Below are 21,544 nucleotides of genomic sequence, written 5' to 3' on the forward strand. Positions count from 1 at the left end.
CGCTACTGCGGTCAGCGCCGCTCGCGGTAGCGCCGGATCAGCGCGTTGGTGCTGCTGTCGTGACTCAGCTCGGGCTCATCGGCCCCAAGCTCCTTCACGATCCGCCTGGCCAGCACCTTGCCGAGTTCCACCCCCCACTGATCGAAGGAATTCACGTCCCAGATCACGCCCTGCACAAAGACTTTGTGCTCGTACAGCGCGATCAATGCGCCCAGCGTGCGTGGGGTCAGCCGGTCGACGAGCAGGGTGCTGGTAGGCCGGTTGCCGTCGAAGACGCGGTGCGGGGCAAGCGCGGCGTCCACCCCTTCGGCCAGCACTTCCTCCAGCGTCTTGCCGAAGGCCAGAGCCTCGGTCTGGGCGAACACGTTGGCCATCAGCAGATCGTGATGGGGTGCGCCGCCGGGGAGGGGCAGGGGGTTGAGGGTCTGGGCAAAGGCGATGAAATCGCAGGGGATCAGCTTGGTGCCCTGATGAATCAGCTGATAGAAGGCGTGCTGGCCGTTGGTGCCCGGCTGGCCCCAGACCACCGGTCCGGTCTGGTAGGTGACCTCCTGACCGTCCAGCGTCACGTGCTTGCCGTTGCTTTCCATGTCCAGCTGTTGCAGGTAAGCCGGGAAATAGGCCAGGTACTGGTCATAGGGCAGCACGGCCAGGGTCTCAGCCCCAAAGAAGTTGTTGTACCAGACGCCCAGCAGGCCCATCAGCACCGGCAGGTTGGCCTCCAGCGGCGCGGTGCGGAAGTGTTCGTCCATGTCGTGAAAGCCCGAGAGCAGTTCGCGGAACCCGTCCGGACCGATGGCCAGCATCAGGCTCAGGCCGATGGCGCTGTCCATCGAATAACGCCCGCCCACCCAGTCCCAGAATTCGAACATGTTGGCCGTGTCGATCCCGAACTTCTGCACGGCCTCGGCGTTGGTGGACACGGCCACGAAATGCCGGGCCACCGCGGCCTCGTCGCCCAGGGCGGAGAGCAGCCACGCGCGGGCGCTCTGCGCATTGGCCATGGTCTCCTGGGTGGTAAAGGTCTTGCTGGACACGATAAACAATGTTTCTTCCGCCGTCAGGTCACGGGTCTTCTCGACCAGGTCCGTGCCGTCCACGTTCGAGACGAAGCGCACGGTCAGTTCGCGCTGCGCATAGTGCCGCAGCGCCTCATACGCCATGACCGGGCCCAGGTCACTGCCACCGATGCCGATATTTACGATGGCGCGGATGGGCTTGCCGGTGTGCCCGAGCCAGCTGCCGCTGCGTACCTGCTGCGCAAACGCTGCCATTCGCTCCAGCACCTCATGCACATCAGGCACCACGTTGCGACCATCCACCAGAACGTCCGAGCCACGTGGCGCGCGCAGGGCGGTGTGCAGTACAGCACGGCCCTCGGTCACGTTGATCTTCTCTCCGCCGAACATCGCGTCACGCCGCTCCGGCAGACCCCGGGCGTGCGCCAGGGCCACGAGCAGATCCAGGGTTTCATCGGTCACGCGGTGCTTGCTGTAATCCAGGTACAGGCCCGCACCTTCAGCGGTCAGGCGCTCGCCGCGGCCGGGATCAGCGGCGAACAGGTCACGCAGATGCACGCTGTGGAGGGTTTCGAAATGGGCTTGCAGGGCCTGCCAAGCCGGCGTCTCGGTCAGTGCGGCGCTCATGTGCCGAGAATAGGGTCCATGTTCACCATTGCGCCGCTGCATGTGTAAAACGCTAAGCGGCCCGCATGTTCGGGCCCGTGGTTTTTCAGTGTGCTGCGCGCAGACGCTTTTCACTTCTCAGCTGGCAGGCACACCCAGCGCGGCAGTGGGGCTCCTGCACTTCCCATTCCCGTCATGGCGCGCTTGAATACGTGGGCCTCTTTAGCATTCCTTCAAAATCACCGCCCCAGGAGTTCCTATGACCAAAGTTCAAGATCTGCAAGACCACGATGTCGTGATCGTTTCTGCTGTCCGCTCCCCGATTGGAGCCATTCGCGGTGGACTGTCCAGCGTGCGCCCGGACGATCTGGCCGGCACCGTGATCCGTGAGGCCGTCAACCGCGCCGGCGTCCCCGAGGACGGCATTGAGGAAGTCATTTTCGGCTGTGCCAACCAGGCCGGAGAGGACAACCGCAATGTGGCCCGCATGGCCGCTGTGCTTGCGGGCCTGCCCGAATCCGTGGCTGGCGTGACCGTCAATCGCCTGTGCGCCAGTGGTCTGAATGCCGTGAACATGGCCGCGCGCGCCATCCGAACCGGCGAAGGGGACATCTACGTGGCCGGCGGCGTGGAAAGCATGACCCGCGCGCCCCTGTCGATGCCCAAAGGCAGCCAGCCTTTCGCGAACGGCAACGTCACGGTGTACGACACCACGCTGGGCTGGCGGTATCCCAACCCGGCCATGGAAGCGAAATTCCCGCTGGAAGCCATGGGCGAAACGGCCGAGAACATCGTCGAACGCAGCTGCGACGGCGCCTACGCTGGCGGCGAGATCAGCCGCGCCGACCAGGACGCCTTCGCGCTGGAGTCGCAGCGCCGCACGGTAGACGCCCTGAACCGCGGGGCATTCAATAGCGAGATCGTGCCCATCGAGGTCAAGGGCAAGAAAGGCATCACGCTCTTCGATACCGACGAGCATCCCCGGTACAAGCGCGACGGCGACATGTTCACGCTGGCCACCGACGAGGCGACGCTGAGCGGCCTGAAGCCGGCCTTCCGCAAAGGTGGCAGCGTCACCGCCGGCAACGCGAGCGGCCTGAACGATGGTGCCGCTGCCCTGGTACTGATGAGTGCGGGGAAAGCCCGCGAGCTGGGAATCCGGCCCCTGGCCCGCTGGGTAGGCTCAGCGGCAGCCGGAGTCGAAGCCCGCGTGATGGGTCTTGGGCCCATTCCAGCCACCCGCAAGGTGCTTCAGCGCACGGGACTGAAGATCGAGGACCTCGACCTGATCGAGCTGAACGAGGCCTTTGCCGCGCAGGCGCTGGCCTGTATCCGCGAACTGGGCCTGGATCAGGCGAAAGTGAATGTTAACGGCGGCGCCATCGCGCTGGGGCATCCCCTGGGCATGAGTGGCGCGCGGCTGATCACCACCCTGTTACACGAGCTCGAGCGCCGCGGGGGCCGTTATGGGCTGGCCACACTGTGCGTCGGCGTCGGACAGGGCGAGGCCACCATCATCGAGCGGGTCGAGGCATGAAGCTGCTGCCCGTGTTGAGCGTGGAAGAGGCTGCGCGGCTGGTCAAAGACGGCCAGACACTGCTGGTGGGTGGCTTCGGTATGACCGGCAACCCGGTACACCTGACGCACGCGCTGGCTGAACTGGGCACCCGGAACCTGACCTACGTGGCCAACAACGTGGGCGAACCGGGCATGGGCGGCGGGCGGCTGCTGCGCAACGGACAGATCCGCAAGGCGGTGGGCAGTTTCTTTACCAGCAACCCCGAGGCCGTGGCCGCCTATCAAGCCGGCACTATGGACGTTCAGCTGATTCCGCAGGGCACCCTGGCTGAGGCGATCCGGGCCGGGGGGGCAGGCATCGGCGGCTTTTACACCCCCACAGCCGCCGGGACGGTCGTCGCTGGTGACGCCGACGTGCGTACCCTGGGCGGCCAGGAGATGATCTTTGTACCGGCCATCCGGGGTGACGTGGCGTTTATCCGCGCGTGGCGGGCCGACCGGGCCGGGAATCTGCAGTACCGCCTGACCGAACAGAACTTCAACCGCGCTATGGCCACCGCCGCCGACCTGGTGATCGTGGAGGCCGAAGAAATTGTCGAGGTGGGGCAGATTCCGCCGGATCAGGTACACACTCCAGGCCTGTATGTGGACTACCTGGTGCAGGCCACCCTGACCGAAGCCGACCTGGGCTCCAGCGCCAGCGTGAAGGGCAGCAGCCGCCGGGTAGATGACGTGCGCATGCACATGGCCCGCCGCGCGTTGCAGGAACTGCGTCCCGGAGATGTGGTGAATCTGGGCATCGGCATTCCGACGCTGGTGGCAGACCTGATCACGCCGGAACACGGGGTCAATCTGCACACGGAGAATGGAATGCTGGGCGTGGGCCCCGCTCCCGAGGACGGCGGCGCCATGCATTACCCCGTCAACGCCGGCAAGGTGCCGGTCACGGCGCTGCCAGGCGCCAGTTACTTCGACAGTGCTGACAGTTTCGGCATGATCCGCGGCGGGCATGTGGACGTAGCGGTCATCGGCGGCCTGCAGGTGGACGCTCAAGGCAACCTGGCCAACTGGGCGGTACCGGGCAAGCCCCTGCTGGGCGTAGGCGGCGCCATGGATCTGGCCAGCGGAGCCCGCAAGCTCATCGTCACCATGATGCACACCGATCCAGATGGGACACCAAAAATCGTGCCGGAGTGCACGCTGCCGCTGACCGCCCGGGGCGCCGTGGACATGGTCATTACCGACAAGGCTGTGTTCGAGTTCCAGAGCGGACAGCTCACCCTGACCGGGCTCATGCCCGGCGCCACCCTGGACGAGGTCCGCGCCAGCACAGGCGCTCCCTTTGCAGAACGCCTCACCGTAGGTCCTGCCCAGAGCCCTGCCGTCGCCACCTGAGCAGCGAGCACACGGAAGAAGCCCAGAGGCTCTGATTCGGTGGACTGAACACCCTTTATTCGGCGGACTGGGGAGCGTCGGCGGTGCTTCCCGGCGCACTATTTCCCGCAGTTCACGGCCTGTCCGCTCGATGAATCGCCCTGCAGCCCCGGGGCACCGTGCCGCTGGCTGGCGCGGTCCATGCGCACGCTGTTCACCTGCACACCCTCCAGTCAGCACAGACCTGCCGAGGTGGGCAAGGATCAGGCAGCATCAGACGTTTGAGATGTGACATGCGCTGTTTTTTGGCGTTCAGACACAAAGTGACCGCTCGAAAGTAAGGTGACCGCCTGGAAGTAAGTCTGATGGCAACAGTTGAAAGAAGTACCTGACGGTCCGTGTCGGACGCTGATCCGGCACAGGAAGCTGCGCGCAAGTAACTGAGAAACAAAGAGGACCTGCCTTACCCGCTGTATCTGGTGACGCTGGCCTTCTTGCAGCGCGGCGCATGGTCGCCATCAGCATCCTGGATTCCGGCAACTTCCGCTCAGACGCCTGGAGGCCGCTGGGGGTTCTGAAGTGGGTGCAGCACGGACAGCCGGGCAATTGTGAACGTCAACGCTATAGTGCCCCCGTGGACGCCCTGGAGCTCTTGCAGCTGAACCTCCTGTCGCCGATGGTGCTGGCCTTTGTTCTGGGCGTGGTCGCTGTCCTGGTGCGCAGTGATCTGCGCCTTCCTGAAGAGCTGTATACGGTTCTTTCGATCTATCTGCTGTTTGCCATCGGCCTCAAAGGCGGCGCAGAGCTTTCCGTGACGCCGCTGGGTGAGGTTATTCTCCCGGCCCTGGCCACCGTTGCCCTGGGCATACTCTTTCCCATCCTTGCCTACGGGGTGCTGCGGCGGGTGGGCCGCATGAGCGTGGCGGACTCAGCTGCGGTGGCCGCGCACTACGGCTCGGTCAGCGCGGTTACCTTCACCGCCGTCATCACCACCATGGCCGCACTGCGGGTGCCTGTAGAGGGCTTCATGCCCGCGCTGCTGGCCCTGATGGAGGCGCCCGCCATTGTTGTGGCACTGACCATTGCCCGCTCGCGGATGCCGGGAGCCGCGCCCGGCGGACTTGGCGAAGTCTGGCGCGAGATCCTGACGGGCCGCAGCCTGTTCGTGCTGATCGGCGGTCTGGTGGTGGGACTGCTGAGCGGCAAAGCTGGTCTGGCGCAAGTGGCGCCCTTTTTCGTAGAGCCATTCCGGGGCGCGCTGGTGCTGTTTTTGCTGGAGATGGGCACAGTGGCCGCCGCGCGCATCCGTGACCTGCGCAAGGTGGGGCCCTTTCTGGTGGCGTTTGGCATCCTGACTCCCATCGTGTTCGGCTTCGTAGGCGTCGTTGCGGGGACGCTGTCAGGCCTGTCACTTGGGGGGACCACGGTGATGGCCGTAATGGCCGCAAGCGCCTCATACATTGCTGCGCCCGCCGCTGTGCGCATCGCTCTTCCGCAGGCCAACCCGGCGTATTACCTGGGGTCCTCGCTTGGAGTGACTTTTCCCTTCAACCTCAGCATTGGCATTCCGCTCTATTACGCTATGGCCCAGGCGTTCCAGGGAGGCTGAACCATGAAAACCGTGATTTTGCGGCGTGTGACTGTCATTGCAGAAGCCCTGCTGGAAGAGCGCCTCGTGAGAGATCTGCGCCGTTTCGGCTCACGCGGGCACACCATCAGTGACGTGCGCGGCCAGGGCTCACGCGGCGTGCGTGCCAGCGAGTGGGAGGGCCGCAACGTGCAACTGGAGACCATCGTCTCTCCGCAGGTGGCGCAGGCCCTGCTGGAGTACCTCGCGGCCACTTATTTCGAACATTACGCTGTGATCGCCTATGTCCAGGACGTGGAGGTCGTGCGCGGTGAAAAGTACGTGTAGCTCAGGAAGGCGTCTGGGTCCCGGAGCTGTCTTTGGACAGCAGGCGCGGTGCCTGCTCAGGCGCGCAAGGTCTGGTTGATGGCCAAGACAGAAGCCATCCGGGCCGTGGAGCCTGATGAAGGCATCGGCTCCCGCCTGACAGCAGGCCGTCACGTCACGCCCACTCGACACACTGCTGCACACCCCTGGCATCAGCTGGAACTCGCGCCTGGCGTGCCTGCACTTGTCGATGTTTTCGAAGACCGCGACCACGTTGACCAGGGGTCGCGTTCGTCAGGCACGGCGGACACCAGGACTTCCTGTGGACTGTTCTGTTGATCTCGGAAGGACGCTGGAAGATCAACGTCTGGCGAGAACCTGTCCCGCTGTGATCTGAAGGGTTCTGTTGTGAGCCCCAATCGTGGTCGGTGCCCAGATAACGCATCTGGGGCCCAGCACAAAAAGTCAATTTCCCCCAGCTGATCCCGGGTGGTTGGTTCCTTCACTCTAGTTGCCGGGAGTATCCCCGACTTTTTCATGAGGCTGGAGCATCCTGATCCGCGTTCTTATCGCTGCTCAACCTGCCGCAGCAGCTCACGCACTGCCAGCTCATTGGCAATTGGGCCGCGAATGCGGCTGAACAGCTGAACGTCCAGAAAGTACACCTGCCGGTTCCTGCTGGCTGCCAGCCGCCCGGCAAGAGGACTGGACTCCCAGTCTCGGCGGGCCTTTGTGGTGGTGTTCGCGCCCGAGGCGATGACGAACACGGCGTCAGGCGTCAGCGTACTCAGGCCCTCCACGCTGAGCTTCTGGTAGCCCTCATCCAGAGACGTATCCGGGTTCCCAGGGAGCAGCAGGCGCATGCCCAGGCTCTCGAACAAGCCACCGGTCCAGTCCTTCGGGCCCAGCACGGTATACAGGTCTTTCTGGCTGCCTCCTGCGTTCCAGACCACGAGAACACGCTTTCCACGCAGAGCTGCAGGCAGGGAGGCGCGCGCCTGGGTGATTATCTTCCTGTGGCGTTCCAGGACGCTGGGAGGACGGTTCTCCCGGTTCAGTACGCGGGCCAGCACCGGCAGGCTCTTCTGCCAGTCACCCGTGTGAATGCCGTTCAACAGCAGCGTTGGGGCAATACGGTTCAGGGCCGGGTAGGCCTCGCTGGCGTAGTTCTCGCCCACAATCAGGTCAGGCTTGAGGGCTGCAATGACCTCCAGGTTAGGTTTGTAGCGGTCGCCCACATTCAGTGGCTTGCTGGTCACGCGGCTGCCCAGATACCTGATCTGGCTTATCGGAGAGCCGTAGTTGGTGATCCCGAGCTGCGCTGCCTCGCCGTACCCCACTGGCTGGACGCCCAGGGAAAGCAGCAGATCCAGGGCGTGCGGCCCTAATGCCACCACCCGCACAGGCGCGCGCTCGATGCGCGCTTTCCCGGCAGCGTGCTCCACGGTCATGGGGTAGGTGGCGGCATAGGTGGAGCCTGAAGACAGCATCACCCCAAGGGCCAGCCAGCGAAGTGCAAGGCAAGAAGTCACTGGCCAATCATACATGATATTGAGAAATTGAAATCAAAAAATATTCGAAGAAGAGGGGCTGAATTGGTGTAATGGTCTGTGGCCACCTCACCGCTTTTTTCCAGGTCTCATCGGGGGCAGAGCAGGATTCTGCTTCTATGGCTCCAAGCCTAGTGCCTCACCAGAAATTGGGGACGACCCAGTCATGAGCCTGGAAATTAGTTGGCTGGATGGGGCAGTACCCAGCAGCACAGAGAGAACATAACGGCACTGGATTATGCAGGCGCCAGGGGCGCAGGAGTACAGCAAATCTCTGGAAGACACCGCCATGATGACTCTGCTGCTTAGTCATGGCAAGGAAAAGAGGAATCTCGGTGCTTCAGGGCGAACGCCAGCATGGCTCCAGCACACGAATCGTGTACAGAACCAGTTCAGGCACCGGCCATCAGGGCAGTCAGGTGCAAAGCATTCTCTTTACGTTTCACTTACGTGCGCCTCTTTCTGCCACAACGCCATACACCCTTCCTGGCCAGCAGGATTTTCCGTTGAACAAGCAGCATACAGCGACTCTCAGCTCTCCAGCTCCGGGCTTAAAAAGGCTTAGAGAACACGCGCAGGCTTCTGAGGCGGCTGGGCTCATCAGCCGCCGCTCTCCCGCAGGGGAAGATTGTGGTCAGGCGCCAGAGCGCCGTGCAGCAACAGGCTGAAGCGGTCCTGCCAGTCGCGCAGCACCTCGCGCTGGTCACGGTGTCCACCATGCAGCAGGGCCAGCAGGCACGCGTCGACCAACAGGGCACTGAACATGGTCGTGTCGACGTCCGGACGCAGGTGACCCTGATGACGCATGGCGATCAGTACCGGTTCCACCAGGGCCGCCAGCGTCACGGCTGTTTTCAGTCCATCGTGAGAATCGGGCTCGTCACCATGCAGCCGGGCGCCCAGAACTGCCTGGCCCACCGCGCCAACCAGATGCTGGTAGCGCACGCCCAGGTCTGCCATGCGCACAGTCATGCTCTCCCAGACCTGCTGTGGGTTGGCACCGGCATTCAGGCGCTGCACGGCATCTTCGCGGCTGGCCTGCACAGCCTTCTCGAAGTGCGCCAGCAGCATATGGATTTTGCTGGGAAAGTACCGGTACAGGTTGGTCCGGCTCACATACGCCGCACGGGCGATGTCCTGGGCGCTGGTGCCTTCAAGACCACTGCGGGCGAACAGCTCAAAAGCAGCGCGGGCGATGCGGTCGCGCCGGTCTTTGTCCTGTTCCTCACGGTCGACTTTCATTTCACTGATCAGCGTAGCGTGTGATCGGTGTGCCGCGTCGTAAGCAGGTCGCCACTTTTAGAAGCGCGTCCGGCCATCGCCGAGTCACACTGTCGATCATTCCGCCCTCTACGATACCGCCGCACGTGAGTGTGTGCTGTGAGCTTTTCTCGTGACACTTCCATGACCAGAAGCCTAGAGTGAGGTCCCGGAACCAAACCCATCTTCCGGGAGTTTCCTAGAGAGGTGAAAGCCGTGCGGATTTATAAGCTGTCAGGCCGGAACGTCGAAGTAAGCGACGCTATGCGCGATTACGTTCAAGAGAAGCTCACGCGACTGGACCGCTACAACGACCAGATCACCGATGCACGCGTGACCCTGACCGTACGCGATGTACGCGATGCGGGCAGACGCAACCGGGTCGAGGTTCAGCTAAATGTCCCCAACGGCATCATCCGTGCCGAGGAACATCACTCGGACATGTATGCCGCGATCGATAAGGCCAGTGACGTTCTGGAACGTCAGCTGCGCAAATTCAAGACCAGGTATATGAAGCAGCGCCACGAAACGGTCCCCCAGCCGGGCCCTGGGCCTGCTGAAGCTGACGTCAACGCCGGGCTCGACGATGTCAGCGAGTTTATGCCTGAAATCGTGCGCCAGAAACGCTTCGACATGCGTCCCATGAGCCCGGAGGACGCTGTTACCCAGATGGAAGCCCTGGGCCACGACTTCTATGTGTTCATGAATATGGGCTCGAATGCCTGCGGAGTGGTGTATCGCCGTAGGGACGGTCATTACGGCCTGATCGAACCTACCGTCTGAACATTCGGGGCCAGGACGTGCACAGGCACACCGCGTAACGTCAAGGCGCAAAGACAGCAGGGGCACCTCTGGGCCCCTGCTTGTCATACAGCTGCATTCCCCGAAAGCCAGACGCGCCGGACCATTGGCTGGAATCTGCTACGCTGCGGCGTTGTGATCGCGTACGTGATCAATCCCGGAACCAGTGGCCTCAAGCTCGCCTGTGCGACGCTTGATCCCAGTGACAATCCCGCCCTGCCCGGCAAACTCAAGGTTCATCTGGTGCGCACTGAGCTGCCACTGGCGCACCCTCCGGCGGTGGCCGACCTGCCGCAGCTGAGTCAGGACATCGTGGCCCTCACGGCCGATTGGCCTGCGCCGGATGCGGTTGTCGGGCGCGGCGGCATGATCGGACGGGTGGGCGCCGGAACGTACCGGGTGACCCCGGAACTGGCCCACTACGCCGTGCAGGGTGAAGGACCCGTCTCTGTCATCAACCTGGGTGGTCCCCTGGCGCTCGCGCTGGCCGAAGCCCGTGGTGTTCCGGCATTTATCGTTGACCCCCAGAGCCTGGATGAACTGCTGCCCGAAGCCCGCGAAACCGGCGTGATGGGAGTTCGTCGCCACGCTGAATTTCATGCGCTCAATGCCCGGGTCACCGCCCGGCGCGCAGCACACGAGGTGGGCAAGCGGCTGCGGGAGGCCCGTGTAGTGGTGGCTCACCTGGGCGCCACCACCAGCGTTACTGCTTTTGACCAGGGCCGTGCGGTGGACTCCACGGGGACTGGCCCCGACGGCGGCCCGCTGGGAGCCATGCAAAGCGGCCCTCTTCCAACACGCGCCCTGCTGGAACTGCTGTATGAAGTTGGCCAGGAGCGCACACTGCAGCTGCTTTCAGGGGAAGGCGGCTTTCTGGCACTGACAGGCAGTGCCAACCTTAAGGACCTGGAACTGCGAGAAGTCGAAGACCCTCAGGTGCAGGCGGCCGCCGCCACCTTTGTGCATCAGGCCTGCAAGGCCATCGGAGAGCAGACCGGTGCACTTTCCGGAAGGCCCGACGCCATCGTCATCACAGGCGGCATTGCACGGTGGGACGCGCTGATGGACCGGATCGAGCGCAGGATTGCCTGGATCGCGCCGGTACTGATCATTCCGGGTGAACTGGAACTCGAGGCCCTGGCCGAAGGTGCGGGCCGCGTGCTGCTTGGCCTGGAGCCTGCCCGCGAGTGGACGCCGCCTGTGGTGCCGCGCTCCGCCGGAGCATAAAGGTGGCCCGCCGCCGCCCTGTCCGCGCGCCCGAGCCGCTGCGGGCTACCAGCATGTGGCGGGTGGATCAGGTGTTTCTGACCCGCCGTGGCGTGCGGGTCGAAGTGACCTGCTCGATGGTCAACGACCAGGGAGGGCTGCGCAACCTGTCGGTCACCGCACCCACCGACGACCCGGTGCAGGCGGTACGCCACGCCGCGCGCTTTATCGCCGGGCGCGGCAACGTCAGCAGCGCCCGGCAGGCTCGGGTGCGCTGGGCCCGCGAACAGACCACCACCCTGCAGGATGAACTGATTCGCGACCGTCAGCTGGAAGACGAGTTTCTCGATGAGTTCGAAGAAACCCTTAGCGCCGTGCGCGATCAGCAGCGCTGAGATTTACTCACGCTGAAGCAGCGCAGTAAACGTCATGCACTTCCCCAGTGGAACTTCGGAACGGTATACGCCGGCCTGTGGATCATAGTGGCCGCCAGGCCAGACCTCGGTCAGGGTTAATCCCGTGCCCCGAAGTAGCAGGCGCAGATCCGCCGGGCTGTAGCAGCGCAGCGACTGGGTCAGTGGCTCTCCCCCATGCGGCGTGTAGGTATCGGTCAGGCGGCAGTCTGGCGCATCAAAGCCGTACAGCTGCGTGTAGTCAGACTGCTGGCGGGTAAAACCAGCGTGGTAGGCCCAGTACCACGGCGTATAGATGTCGATGAACGCTGTGGCCTCCGGCTGCAGCCAGCCGGCAATACGGGTCAGCAAGCGGCGCTGATCGTCGTCCTTCCCGATTCCGAAACCGTCCCAGTAGCACACAGCGTCAAAGGTGTCAGCAAACTCTACCGTGTAGAAGTCGCCTGTAACGACCTCCATGGGCACGTTATTGCGGTCTGCCAGAGAGCGGGTGTACTCCCCTGCCCCGCGCAGCAGGTCCAGCGCAGTGACCCGGTGGCCCTGCCGCGCGGCGCTGACCGCGAACTGTCCGCCCCCGGCTCCCAGCTCCAGCAGCGTTCCCGGGTTCCCAAGGTACTGGCTGACCCGCGTACTCAGGGCAACGTGATGACGATGAATATCCTGGCCGTACCCGCCGGTCAGGCGGTCCTGCTGGGCGTAAAACGTGTGGCTCCAGTGCTGTGTCATGCGGGCCTCCAGTGGCCAGAAGAATGGTGCCCAGCGTGTGGGCTCAATCATGGACTGGAGGGTTTAGCGCAAACGCATAGGGCTGAAGGCTCCTCAGGAAACTAAAGCCACTGTAACGGGGATGTCTGACCTGCGGGATCGGCCGGGTGGCTTACCCGGAACGGCAGGACGAACCACCCTCCAGCCGCCCGCCCCTTGGTACACTCCCCGGCGAATGAACGCCTCTGTCAGTCAGCCAAGCACCTTTATTCTGGGCATCGACACGTCCTGTGACGACACCGGGGTGGGCGTGGTGGAGCTCGCCCCGGGCGGGCAGGTTCATGTGCGGGCCAACCGGGTGTGGTCCCAGACGGTACACGCACAGTACGGCGGCGTCATGCCCGAACTGGCCAGTCGCGAGCACGTCGAGCGTATCGATATGGTGATGGGTGAAGCGCTCTCGGAGGCGGGCCTGAACGTCACGGACCTGGGCGCCGTGGCCGCCACTTCCGGCCCAGGGCTGGTGGGTGCGCTGCTGGTCGGGCTGATGTACGGCAAGGGCGTGGCTCAGGCGCTGGACGTGCCGTTCTATGCGTCTCACCACCTGGAGGGCCACATCTTCGCGGCCGCTGCGGAAGCTGATCTGCGCGCGCCTTACCTGGCCCTGGTGGTCTCAGGCGGGCACACCCACCTGTTTGATGTGCCTCAGGATGGCGAGTACGTTCTGGTAGGCGCCACACGCGACGACGCTGCTGGCGAGGCTTTTGACAAGATCGCGCGTCTGGCCGGACTGGGCTACCCCGGCGGCCCGGCCATCAGTGACGCGGCGTTGCGGGGCAACCCGGACGCGGTGCCGTTCAAGGAGCCCCTGCAGGGTCAGAAGGGTTTTGATTTTAGTTTCAGCGGCCTCAAGACTGCCGCCCTGCTGGCCCACAAGGCCGGCGCCCGGCCCGAGGACCTTGCCGCCGGGTTCCAGCGGGCGGCGGTACGGACGCTGGTCAGGACCACGGTGCGGGCCGCGCAAGCCTGCGGGCGCCAGACGGTGGTGGTGTCGGGAGGAGTCGCCGCCAACCGTGCGCTGCGCGAGGCCTTCGCTCAGACAGGGCTGCGCGTGGTGTTCCCTGGTAAGGGCCTGAACACCGATAACGGCGCGATGATTGCGCTGGCGGGAGCGGCAGCCATCACCGCCGGACGGCCTCCCGGCTCGCTGGCGGAAAGCGCCACCGCCTATGCCCCTCTGGCCACACCCCCTGTCACACCCTGAGCCACCCAGACTCAACTCTTTTTCGTGCGTCTCACTGAAATCAGGCGGGTGGCATCATGCTCGCGGCGTATACTTGAGCGTATATGTTTCGTGTTCTGAACAAAGTCTTTGACAACAACCAGCGTGACGTGCAGCGCATCATCAAAACGGTGGTGGACCCTGTCAACGCGCTGGAACAGGAAACCATGCAGATCGAGGACCTCGCTGCGGCTTTTCTCGACCTGCGCCGCCGGGTCCAGGAAGGTGGAGAGTCCCTGGACGACGTGCTGGTTCCAGCCTTTGCCCTGATTCGTGAAGCCGGGCGGCGCTCTATCGGCAAGCGTCACTACGACGTGCAGCTTATCGGCGGCGCGGCGCTGCACCAGGGCCGGATCGCGGAGATGCGGACCGGCGAGGGAAAGACGCTGGTGGCCACGCTGGCGCTTTCCCTTAACGCGCTCGAAGGCCGCGGCTGCCATCTGGTCACCGTCAACGATTACCTGGCCCGGGTCGGCATGGAGGAAATGGGGCTGCTGTACCGCACGCTGGGCCTGACTGTGGGTCTGGCCAGCCGCGAAATGCAGCCGCATGAGAAGCAGGCCGCCTACGCGTGTGACATCACCTATGTCACCAACTCGGAGCTGGGCTTCGACTACCTGCGTGACAACATGGCCCAGAGCCGCGAAGCGCTGGCCATGCGGGCCGAACATCCCCTGAACTACGCCATCGTAGACGAAGTGGACTCGATTCTGATCGACGAGGCTCGCACTCCGCTGATCATTTCAGGCGCAGCCGAAAAGGCCACCGATCTGTACTACGTCTACGCCAAGCTGATCCGCCGCCTGCAGAAGGGCGAGCCGGCAGAGCCCGGTGTGCGCGCCGAGCCTACCGGCGACTACACCATTGATGAGAAGGGCAAGCAGGTGCACATCACCGAAGCCGGGATCAGCAAGATCGAGCGGCTGCTGAGCATTCCTGACCTCTACAGCCCCGAGAACATGGACAAGGCGCACATGATCACCCAGGCGATCCGCGCCAAGGAGCTGTACCACCGCGAGAAGGACTACATCATCAACGCCGATGGCGAGGTCATCATCATCGACGAGTTCACCGGGCGCAGCATGCCAGGGCGCCGCTACGGCGAGGGTCTGCACCAGGCGATCGAGGCCAAGGAAAACGTCAAGATCGAGAACGAGAACCAGACGCTGGCGACCATCACGTACCAGAATTTCTTCCGTCTGTACAACAAGTTCGCAGGTATGACCGGCACGGCCAAGACCGAGGAAAAGGAATTCCTCGACATTTACGGCAGCGACGTGCTCGTGATTCCAACCAACCGCACCATTCTGCGTAAGGACAGCGAGGACCTGGTCTACCGCACCAAGATGGGCAAGTACGCGGCGGTGGTGCAGGAAGTGGCGGAAATGCACGCCACTGGCCGGCCTGTCCTGATCGGCACCGCCAGCATCGTGACCAGTGAGCAGCTCAGCGACCTGCTGACCCAGGCCGGCATCCGCCACAGCGTGCTGAACGCCAAGTTCGAGGCTCAGGAGGCCAGCATCGTCGCGCAGGCCGGACGCTCGGGCACCGTGACCATCGCCACCAACATGGCAGGGCGCGGCACCGACATCATGCTGGGCGGCAACGCTGAATTCATCCTGGGTGAGAGCATCGAGCAGCACCTGGGCATCAGCCGCTTTGCGCCGGAAGCCGAGAACTTCATCAAGGCGATCAGCCGTCAGGACCCGGCCGCCGAGATGCTGGGCATGCAGATTCCAGGCATGACCCCGGAGTTCATCCAGCAGGCCCAGCAGCTCCAGGCCGACACGGTTGCCGACCGCGCACGCGTGCAGGAACTGGGCGGGCTGCACATCATCGGCACCGAGCGTCACGAGTCGCGCCGCATCGACAACCAGCTGCGTGGCCGTGCGGGCCGTCAGGGCGACCCGGGCAGCAGCCGCTTTTACGTCAGCTTCGAGGACGACCTGATGCGCCTGTTCGCCAACGACCGCGTGGTGGCCATGATGGACCGCCTGGGCATGGACGATTCTCAGCCGATCGAGGCCAAGATGGTCACCGGCGCGATCGAGAAGGCGCAGGCCCGTGTGGAGGACCGCAACTTCTCTACCCGTAAGCAGCTGCTGGAGTTCGACAATGTCATGAGCAAGCAGCGCGACACCATCTACGCTCAGCGCCGTGAAGTGCTGCTTGGGCCAGACGAGGACGTCGAGGAATCGACCGAAGGCATGATCGCGGACTTCGTGGACATGCAGCTGGCTATTCACGCGCCCGCCGATCAGAGCCCGGACGCCTGGGACATTGAGGGCCTGCAGGCCGCTATTGTCGACGCGGTTCCACAACTGGAGGGCTTTGACTTTGAAAGCCTGCGTCACGGAAGCCCGGCCCAGGCCCAGGACCGCCTGCTGAGTGCCGTGGCCGACGCCTTTGACAGCAGGCGCGAAGAGCTGGGTTCCACCATGCTCAACTCGCTGGCCCGTTATGTGCTGCTGCAGGTGGTCGACCAGCACTGGAAAGAACACCTGCACGGCATGGACGTGCTGCGTCAGGGCATCGGACTGCGTGGCTACGGCCAGCGTGATCCCTTTACCGAATACAAGTTCGAGGCCACGAACATGTTCAACGAGATGATCGACAACCTCAAGAGCGACGTGACCAAGTTCATCTTCAGAATGCAGTTCGGCCAGACAGGCTGACGAAGGCCTGGATCCGGAAGCAAAATTGGTCTATGCAAGAGGCGGAGCTATGCACTCCGCCTCTTTCCTTGTTTGCCGGGTGCTGCTGCGTCCGGCACTATGCTGCGCTCTGTGAACCTCACCCAGATTCGAGCTCAGTTTCCCTCCCTGGCCACTGGCCGGGCTTACCTGGACAATGCAGCCGGCTCGCTGCTGCCTCAGCGCGCCATTGATGCCGTCACCGCGCACCTGACCCGCTATGGAGCCACCAACGGCCTGCCCGGGCACCAGCCGGGCCGTGAGGTCCTGAACGTTAAGCATCAGGCGCGCGAGGCGACTGCTCTGTTTTTCAACGGTCAACCTGAAGATGTGGTGCTGGGTCCCAGCGCCACTGCCCTGGCCTTCCGGATGGCGACCGCCTTCACCCGGCTGTGGGGACCGGGGGACGAGGTGATCGTGTCAGGACTGGAGCACGAGGCCAATGCCAGCCCATGGCGCGACCTGCAGCGTTCCGGGGTGACCGTGAAGGTCTGGCATGCCCGGACCCCGCACCTGAGGCCGCACCTGGAGGACCTGCAGGCCCTGCTGTCGCCCCAGACGCGTCTGGTGGCCGTGACGACCGCCAGCAACGTCCTGGGCGGGCTGGTGGACATTCCAGCCGTCACCGCGATGGCCCGCTCGGTGGGCGCCTGGACCTTCGTGGACGCCGTACAGAGCGCGCCGCACGAATTCCCGGACGTGCAGGCCTGGGGAGCGGATTTCGTGACTTTCAGCATGTACAAGGTGTTCGGTCCTCACCTGGGGGCCCTGTGGGTCCGGCCCGAGTTGCGTGCCGGGCTGCCCTGGCCGAAACTCACGTTCTTCCCGGAAGGCGACGTCCACGGCATGGAACACGGCAGCGCACCGTTCGAGCTGCTGGCCGGGTGGCTGGGGACGCTGGACTATCTGCGCGAGCTGGGCGGCGCCAGCACCCTGAACCGCGAGGCCCTGAAGGCAGCCGACGCCTGCATCCGCGAACTGGAGAAACCGGTGGCCGAGCACCTGCTGCACGGCCTCGTGGCCCTGCCTCACATTACGGTCTACGGTGCCCAGGACATGCAGGACCGCATTGGTACCGTGGCCTTCCGGGTGGACGGCGAGACCCCCGAACACACAGCCGCGCGCCTCAGTGAGCAGGGCATCGACCTGTCGGCCGGGCACTTCTACGCGGTGCAGCCGCTCACCGACCTGGGCCTGTACCCGCAGGGCGTAGCGCGGGCCAGTATCGCCCACTACACCAGCATGGGAGAGATAGACCGGCTGCTGCAGGCCCTGCGCTAAGCCTGCCAGCGGCCTCAGTCGAATTGAATGTAAATGGCTTTCAGGTATTCGGCTTCGGCAAAGCTGGCATGGTGGTCAGGGGCGTGACGGGTGGTGCGCAGTTCTTTCCATTTGCGCCCGCTGCGCCCAGCCACCTCGCGCACGGCTGTCCAGAATTCCTCGGCGCTGACATGTGCGCTGCATGACGCGCTGACCAGGATGCCCCCCGGGGCCAGGCGCCGGATGCCGTCGGCAGACAGCCTGCCGTAGGCACGGATGGCGCCGGCCCGTTCCGCTTCCCGGCGCGCCAGGCTGGGAGGGTCCAGGATCACCAGGTCAAAGGTCCGCTCCGTGTGCGTGAGCCACTCGAAGACATCGGCCTGCACGGTCTCGTGTCGGGTGACCAGAGCCGGGTTCAAGGCAAAATTGCGCCCGGCACTGTGCAGGGCATGCGCACTGATGTCCAGGCTGACCACTTCGGGAGCGCCGCCGCGCGCCGCATACAACGAGAAGCCGCCGCTGAACGAAAAGGCGTTCAGGACCCGCCGCCCCCGGCTCAGGTCCTGTACGCGCCGGCGGTTCTCGCGCTGGTCAAGAAAAAATCCGGTTTTCTGACCGCGAATCACGTCCGCCTCGAAGGCGATCCCGGACTCATGGAAGATTACGGGGTTGACAGCGAGGTCTCCGGTCAGGAGCTGTCCGTCGGACAGACCGGCTTCGCGGGCCCGCTCCTGAATATTGCGGCTCAGGCGCAGAACAGTCGCAAAGCCCGGGCAGCGCACGGCCAGCAGCTCAAGGACACGGCTCAGGTGTTCAAACCACGCGGCGGTGTACAGCTTGATCACCAGCACCTGCGCGTAGCGGTCAATAACCAGCCCAGGCCAGCCATCTGACTCGCCATTGATCAGCCGGTAGCCGTCGGTATCTCCCACAGCCCCGACGGGACCGAACAGCGGCTCGCGCCGCAGGAACGCGGTGTCCAGCCGTGCATTCCACCAGTTATCGTCAACCGTGACCGGGCTGCCGGCATGCAGCACCCGCAGTCTGAGCGGCGAGTGCGGGTCGTACAGGCCGATGGCCAGAAAACGGTCACGGCGGTCATAGACCACGGCCAGTTCACCGGCCTCACCTTCACGGTTCTGCTCGCGCACACTCGACTCGTACACCCAGGGGTGGCCGGCGCGCAGGTGAGACTCGGCCGCAGCAGTCACGCGCAGACGCAGTCGGGGGCGGGCAGGAGCCGGAGCAGACATAAAGGGTAGGGTAGCGCAGCGGTATCTACCGCATCTGAGGCAGAGCCCCCGATGACAGCCCATAAACGTCACTGAAGGGGCAGACTCCTGCTTCCAGGGACCGCATGTCTCCGCCTGAAGTAAACGCCTCAGCACCTGATCAGGCTTTGGGGTCTGTCGGCCCTGGCTGTCGGAAGCGTAACCGTCACGGCACCCACGCCACGGACCCTCTGCCTTACGAACCGACAGGGTGACGCAGCGCAACTCTGCCCGCAGGTTGCCAGATAAAAGAAAGGCGCCCTGTATGTGGCGCCTCTCCTTCCATAGCTATCCCGCAGCCTTCGGACTCAGCCTTCGTGCTGCTCGTCTTTGCCGTACACCTCAATCACGCCGGCCGCGCCCATGCCGCCGCCGATGCACATGGTGATCAGGGCCTTGCCGCCGCCACGACGCTGCAGTTCGTAGATTGCGGTGGTGGTCAGCTTGGCGCCGCTGCACCCCAGCGGATGCCCCAGCGCAATGGCGCCGCCGTTGACGTTCATGATGTCCTCGTTGAGGCCCAGTTCACGGGCCACCGCGAGACTCTGCGCTGCAAACGCCTCGTTCAGCTCGATCAGGTCAATGTCATCCAGGGTCAGGCCGGTCTGCGCGAGCACCTTGGGCACAGCCTTGACAGGCCCGATGCCCATCAGCTCAGGCTCCACACCGGCGACCGCAAAGCCCAAAAATTTGGCCAGCGGCTGGACGCCCAGTTCCTGGGCCTTCTCGCCGCTCATGATCAGCACGGCTGCGGCGCCGTCACTGAAGGGACTGCTGTTGGCAGCACTGACCGAGCCGGTCTGCTTGAAGGCCGGGCGGACCTTGGCCATGTCTTCCAGGTTGGCGTCACGGCGGATCAGCTCGTCCTTATCGAAGTTGATGGTCTCGGACTTCAGCTTGGTGCCTTTGAGCTTATCCACGCGCACCGGGACCGGAACAATCTCCGCGTCGAACTTGCCCGCATCCTGAGCCGCCGCCGCACGCTGGTGGCTGCGGAAAGCAAAGGCGTCCTGGTCCTCGCGGCTCACGCCGTACTTCTGCGCCACGTTCTCGGCCGTCAATCCCATGCCGATGTAGGCACCCGGGCGGTCATCCACCAGGTCAGGGTTCGGGCTGGGGTTGTGGCCGGTCATGGGCACGAAGCTCATGGACTCCACGCCGCCGGCCAGCATCACGTCCGCCTGACCGGTCTGGATGGCCGCGGCTGCCATGGCGATGGTCTGCAGGCCACTGGAGCAGAAACGGTTGATGGTCACGCCGCCCACGCTGTCAGGCATACCGGCGCGCAGGGCCGCCATGCGTGCCACGTTGAGGCCCTGTTCGGCTTCGGGAATGGCGCAGCCCAGGTACACGTCCTCGACAATGGAAGCGTCCACTCCAGCACGTTTGACGGCCTCATTCAGCACCAGGGCGGCCAGATCGTCGGGGCGGGTATTGGCAAGCGTGCCTTTCACGCCGCGTCCTACGGGCGTGCGAACGGCAGAAACAATCACAGCGTCACGCATGGTGTTCTCCTTGGGAAAGGCCGGGAAGTACCCGGCGAATGAAATGCTCGAGAGTATGGTCGTACTGCACCGGATTGATATTCCAGCAGCGGATGTGCTTGGCACCTTCCACGCGGTGGTACTCGACAAGATCGGGACGCGCGGCCGCCAGGGCGTCAGACTGACTGATGGGGATGGTACGGTCGCGCGTGCCGTGCCACAGGAGAATCGGCACGTTGAAGCGCCCCGCAGCGGCGAGCTGATCCACCGTGTCGAAGTCCTGTCCGCTGCGGCGGGTCACGACGTACTGCACGAAGGTGCTGACGTGCCGCGCCATGAAGGCCGGCATCCCGAAACGCCTGGCCTGCCAGGTGATGGTCTGTCGCCAGTCCAGCGCGGGGCAGTCGAGCAGCACACCGGTCACCGGGAGTGGAAACGGCTGGCAGCGGTCACGCAGGGCGCTCAGGACAATGTTGCCGCCCATCGAGAAGCCGTACAGCACGGTCCGGCGGTACCCGGCCTTCCTGGCCCAACGCAGGGCGGCCAGCACGTCCTCGGCCTCCTGGTCTCCCAGGCTCAGGTAGCCCTTGCCGACCCGTGGCGCTCCGTGGGCGTTGCGGAAGGTCACGAACAGGGAGGCGGCTCCCGTCCGGCGCAGCGCTGGCAACATCCGCAGCCCCTGGGCGCGCTGACCACCATGACCGTGAACCACGATGACCAGGGCGTCACGCTCGCCGGACACCGAAGGAATGTGCCAGGCGGGCATCGGTCCGGCCGGGCTGGCGACCACCGTGTCCTCGTAGGCGACGCCCAGTTGTGCCGGGGTGCCGTTGTAGACGAAGGTCGACACCCACGCGACCGAGCCGTTGGGCAGCACGCCGCGTTCCTGCTGGATTGGCCGGAATACCAGCGTGCCTTTGACCTTTGCCTCGCCCAGGACAGCGTGCCCCCGGTTGGGCCGCAGAGGAACGATGCCCACCACACCCCTTGAAAGGGTCTCCGGTGACGCCGGCAGCCATACCGTGTTGCCGCGCCGGCCCACCGGCACAAAGACTCCCTTGACCCAGCGGGTCTGCGAACGCAGGGTGATCTCCGCGCCCACGAAGGCTGCTGTGAGCAGCAGGGCGCCGTACCCGAGGGCACCCCAGGCCGCCAGACGGCGTTTGGGAGTGGCTTTCAGGCGGTCCAGGAAGGTGTGGCGCATGGGC

17 protein-coding genes are annotated in these 21,544 nt (G+C 64.3%); 10 read left to right on the forward strand and 7 right to left on the reverse strand.

All coding sequences use genetic code 11. From position 1 onward, the window contains the following. Positions 1–11: 11 nt before the first annotated feature. Entirely contained in the window at positions 12–1,646 is a 1,635-nt protein-coding gene (pgi, locus tag DEIDE_RS09815) for a glucose-6-phosphate isomerase (protein ID WP_012693801.1), read from the reverse strand. A 238-nt stretch (positions 1,647–1,884) separates the two neighbouring features. Between pgi and DEIDE_RS09820 the strand changes: the two genes are divergently transcribed. The 4 genes from DEIDE_RS09820 (at position 1,885) to DEIDE_RS09835 (ending at position 6,432) form a co-directional block, all read left to right on the forward strand. Beyond that, entirely contained in the window at positions 1,885–3,162 is a 1,278-nt protein-coding gene (locus DEIDE_RS09820) for a thiolase family protein (protein ID WP_012693802.1), read from the forward strand. Then, positions 3,159–4,538 (forward strand): 3-oxoacid CoA-transferase, encoded by a 1,380-nt coding sequence (locus DEIDE_RS18455; RefSeq protein ID WP_012693803.1) that lies wholly within the window; start codon positions 3,159–3,161, stop codon positions 4,536–4,538. Before DEIDE_RS09820 ends, DEIDE_RS18455 begins: the two co-directional genes overlap by 4 nt. A gap of 487 nt (positions 4,539–5,025) precedes the next feature. Continuing rightward, positions 5,026–6,126, forward strand: a complete 1,101-nt coding sequence (locus DEIDE_RS09830; RefSeq protein ID WP_012693804.1) for a sodium-dependent bicarbonate transport family permease — start codon at positions 5,026–5,028, stop codon at positions 6,124–6,126. A gap of 3 nt (positions 6,127–6,129) precedes the next feature. Then, positions 6,130–6,432 carry a P-II family nitrogen regulator gene (locus tag DEIDE_RS09835; protein WP_012693805.1) on the forward strand — a complete coding sequence of 101 codons (303 nt, stop codon included), beginning with the start codon at positions 6,130–6,132 and terminating at the stop codon, positions 6,430–6,432. Between the two features lie 545 nt (positions 6,433–6,977). On the opposite strand, the gene DEIDE_RS09845 is transcribed toward DEIDE_RS09835, so the two are convergent. Next, complete coding sequence (locus DEIDE_RS09845) at positions 6,978–7,943, reverse strand: ABC transporter substrate-binding protein (protein ID WP_242402901.1); 966 nt, start codon at positions 7,941–7,943, stop codon at positions 6,978–6,980. Between the two features lie 618 nt (positions 7,944–8,561). Further along, on the reverse strand, positions 8,562–9,203 hold the full coding sequence (locus tag DEIDE_RS09850) for a TetR/AcrR family transcriptional regulator (protein ID WP_012693807.1): 642 nt from the start codon (positions 9,201–9,203) through the stop codon (positions 8,562–8,564). Positions 9,204–9,437: 234 nt separating this feature from the next. On the opposite strand from DEIDE_RS09850, the gene hpf reads away from it, so the two are divergent. The 3 genes from hpf to DEIDE_RS09865 all read left to right on the forward strand — a co-directional run bounded on the left by hpf (position 9,438) and on the right by DEIDE_RS09865 (position 11,623). Then, positions 9,438–10,004, forward strand: a complete 567-nt coding sequence (gene hpf, locus DEIDE_RS09855) for a ribosome hibernation-promoting factor, HPF/YfiA family (protein WP_012693808.1) — start codon at positions 9,438–9,440, stop codon at positions 10,002–10,004. A gap of 153 nt (positions 10,005–10,157) precedes the next feature. Then, positions 10,158–11,249, forward strand: a complete 1,092-nt coding sequence (locus tag DEIDE_RS09860; protein ID WP_012693809.1) for a butyrate kinase — start codon at positions 10,158–10,160, stop codon at positions 11,247–11,249. Between the two features lie 2 nt (positions 11,250–11,251). Next, positions 11,252–11,623, forward strand: coding sequence for a hypothetical protein (locus DEIDE_RS09865; RefSeq protein ID WP_012693810.1), 372 nt, complete (start codon positions 11,252–11,254; stop codon positions 11,621–11,623). Positions 11,624–11,626: 3 nt separating this feature from the next. Here the strand turns inward: DEIDE_RS09865 and DEIDE_RS09870 are convergent, their stop codons facing one another. After that, positions 11,627–12,367, reverse strand: a complete 741-nt coding sequence (locus tag DEIDE_RS09870; protein ID WP_012693811.1) for a class I SAM-dependent methyltransferase — start codon at positions 12,365–12,367, stop codon at positions 11,627–11,629. A 214-nt stretch (positions 12,368–12,581) separates the two neighbouring features. Here DEIDE_RS09870 and tsaD point away from each other — a divergent pair, with 214 nt between their 5' ends. From tsaD to DEIDE_RS09885, 3 genes are all read left to right on the forward strand, one after another. Beyond that, positions 12,582–13,610, forward strand: a complete 1,029-nt coding sequence (gene tsaD / locus DEIDE_RS09875) for a tRNA (adenosine(37)-N6)-threonylcarbamoyltransferase complex transferase subunit TsaD (RefSeq protein WP_012693812.1) — start codon at positions 12,582–12,584, stop codon at positions 13,608–13,610. Between the two features lie 83 nt (positions 13,611–13,693). Beyond that, complete coding sequence (gene secA, locus DEIDE_RS09880; RefSeq protein ID WP_012693813.1) at positions 13,694–16,303, forward strand: preprotein translocase subunit SecA; 2,610 nt, start codon at positions 13,694–13,696, stop codon at positions 16,301–16,303. 111 nt (positions 16,304–16,414) lie between these two features. Continuing rightward, positions 16,415–17,602, forward strand: a complete 1,188-nt coding sequence (locus DEIDE_RS09885) for a cysteine desulfurase-like protein (RefSeq protein ID WP_162485440.1) — start codon at positions 16,415–16,417, stop codon at positions 17,600–17,602. A 14-nt stretch (positions 17,603–17,616) separates the two neighbouring features. Here the strand turns inward: DEIDE_RS09885 and DEIDE_RS09890 are convergent, their stop codons facing one another. From DEIDE_RS09890 to DEIDE_RS09900, 3 genes are all read right to left on the reverse strand, one after another. Further along, entirely contained in the window at positions 17,617–18,834 is a 1,218-nt protein-coding gene (locus DEIDE_RS09890) for a 23S rRNA (cytosine(2499)-C(5))-methyltransferase (protein ID WP_012693815.1), read from the reverse strand. A 326-nt stretch (positions 18,835–19,160) separates the two neighbouring features. After that, positions 19,161–20,357 (reverse strand): thiolase family protein, encoded by a 1,197-nt coding sequence (locus DEIDE_RS09895; RefSeq protein ID WP_012693816.1) that lies wholly within the window; start codon positions 20,355–20,357, stop codon positions 19,161–19,163. Then, complete coding sequence (locus DEIDE_RS09900) at positions 20,350–21,540, reverse strand: alpha/beta hydrolase family protein (protein ID WP_242402902.1); 1,191 nt, start codon at positions 21,538–21,540, stop codon at positions 20,350–20,352. Before DEIDE_RS09900 ends, DEIDE_RS09895 begins: the two co-directional genes overlap by 8 nt. Positions 21,541–21,544 lie beyond the last annotated feature (4 nt).

The sequence above is a fragment of the Deinococcus deserti VCD115 genome, assembly GCF_000020685.1.
Taxonomy (GTDB): Bacteria; Deinococcota; Deinococci; order Deinococcales; family Deinococcaceae; genus Deinococcus; species Deinococcus deserti.